This window comes from uncultured Campylobacter sp., assembly GCF_938030685.1.
In the GTDB taxonomy this organism is placed as follows: Bacteria; Campylobacterota; Campylobacteria; order Campylobacterales; family Campylobacteraceae; genus Campylobacter_B.
In genome coordinates, this window is record NZ_CALHHX010000050.1 from 1 (window position 1) to 2192 (window position 2192).

A 2192-nucleotide genomic window follows, 5' to 3' on the forward strand; every position below is an offset into this window, starting at 1 on the left:
CTGTTTTTGGACGAGCCTGCCAGCGCGCTTGATATCAAAAACCAAGACCGCGTGCTAAGCCTCATCGCAAATCTACGCTCAAATAGCGATGCGAGCATAGTTTTTACCACCCATCAGCCTAACCACGCCCTCGCAGTCGCCGATCGCACACTGATCTTGCGAAATGATCTTAGCTACAACTACGGCGTAAGTAACGAAATTTTAACCGAAGCCGCGCTTAGCTCGCTCTACGGCGTACAGATCAAAACGGCGGAATTTGATATAGAGGGCGAGCAGGTCCCCAGCATCACGCAAATTTTCAGCGCGCAGGTGAAGTAGCGGCGCGACAAAGCAACTCATCAATCGGCGCGAAATTTTAAATCGCGGGATTTTGTCTTTAGCTAAATTTAAATCGCAGAATTTTGTCTTGAAATGCCGTCTTGAAATTCTGATTAAAATTTTATATCGAGGTTTTGCCATAGAATTCCAGTCTAAATTCCATAGTGAAATTTTTACCACGGGGGATTCCGATCAGAAATCTCATAGCGGAATTCTACCTGCGGCTTGCCGGCTTTTGAAGCGTGTGATGAAAGATACCGCGCTTGTGGTTTAAAATTTTTGTAGTAGAATTCTGCCTGCAAATCCATAGATGGAATTCCGTTTTAAATCCCGCGGCGAAATTTTATTCTCGCTCTAGTAGAATTCCTGAAATTCCGCAGTCTGCAAGCTTGTCCCGACGAAATTTTGAAATTTTAAATTTAGATATTTAATTCCTGCTTTACATCGATTTATGTATACTTCGGGATAAATTTTAAAAAGGCTTATTATGCAAGATCTCGTATCTCAGGCAAGAAAAAATGGGATGATTAGCGCTGGAATCGATCTGTTTTTAGCAGCGCTACCCGTAGTTTTTATTGTGGTAGGCTTTATCTCTTTCGACAGACCAAGAATCTTTGACGACGAGATGACAAATTATATCGCTAGCGGAATTTTGATCGCTTTTATTTGCGCCTCGGTGATTTTCAGGTTACGAGCGCTTAACAAAATTGAGGCGCTTAGCGGCACAAACGCGGCAGCACTTTACCGTAGTTGCATAGTTGTCTGCATCTGTACCACGACGTGTATGTATTTTTACCAGTCTCATTTTAGAGAAATAACGCGGATTCTAATCTTTCTCGCAGCCGCAGCCTATGTGATCGTATCGTGGTTTCGTATAAATTTTTCTTTGGCGCAAGTAAGCGGAGTAAGTACTTTTCGCACCTACGTGTGGCTCTGCGTCATCTTTTTCGTACTAAACATGCTATGCAATGCAACGGTTATTGCTTTAGCTCTTTCCGAGCGGCAGATTGACCCAAGCTCGGCTTTAACTATCACCGCCATATTATTTAAATTGCTTCTGCCGTTTGCTGCCCTCATAATAACCGGCATCGTGCACCTGCTAGCTTGGAGCAAGATAGAAAAGATAAGCGTAAACGTTTAGAATTTCGCAAATATCTTGTCGCGATAGAATTCCGATCTTGTCGGTTTAATTTATATTTTATGCTTGTTTATATATACTTCGGGTCAAATTTTTAAAAAGGGTTTATATATGCAATTCATTGTATCTCAGGCAAGAAAAGAGGGGATGATCAGCACCGGCATCGATCTGTTTTTGGCGGCGCTACCCGCGGTTTTTATCGTAGTAGGCTATGTCTCTTTCAGCGAGCCATGGCACCTTGACGACGAGATGATAAATTATATCGCTAGCGGAATTTTGATCGCTTTTATTTGTGTTTCGGCATTTTTCAGATTGCAGGCGCTCCGAAAAATTTCAGCGCTTAGCGGCATAAAAGCAGCGACGCTTTATCGTAACTGCATAATAATCTGCGTCTGCTTTTTCACGCTAGCGCTCGTGCTCAATTACCTTTATCCGAGGGAGCCTGACGCAGACTGCGGGCAAAGTGATAATCCATTTGCGGCAATATTTGGACTAGCGCTTTTCGTGGGCGTTATTTACATAATCGTCGCATGGTTTCGCATAAATTTCTCTTTAGCGCGCGTAAGCGGCGTGAGTACCTTTCGGACTTATGTGTGGCTTTGTGTGGGACTTTTTGTGCTAAATATACTATGCAATGCAGCGATTATTGCTATAGCTATTTCCTCCGAGCCGCGGACCGAGCAGGTCTCGGCTTTAGCTATTGCTGTCGTAATGCTTAAAATGCTCCTGCCGTTTG

2 protein-coding genes and 1 pseudogene are annotated in these 2192 nt (G+C 43.4%); all 3 read left to right on the forward strand.

Features of this window, described 5'->3' with window-relative positions; all coding sequences use genetic code 11:
* Positions 1-318 (forward strand): annotated as a pseudogene (locus Q0369_RS02285) (ABC transporter ATP-binding protein); the annotation flags it as partial.
* Positions 319-805: 487 nt separating this feature from the next.
* Complete coding sequence (locus Q0369_RS02290) at positions 806-1459, forward strand: hypothetical protein (protein ID WP_298095437.1); 654 nt, start codon at positions 806-808, stop codon at positions 1457-1459.
* A 108-nt stretch (positions 1460-1567) separates the two neighbouring features.
* Positions 1568-2192 (forward strand): hypothetical protein (locus Q0369_RS02295; protein WP_298095441.1); only part of this gene is annotated, 625 nt, incomplete at its 3' end.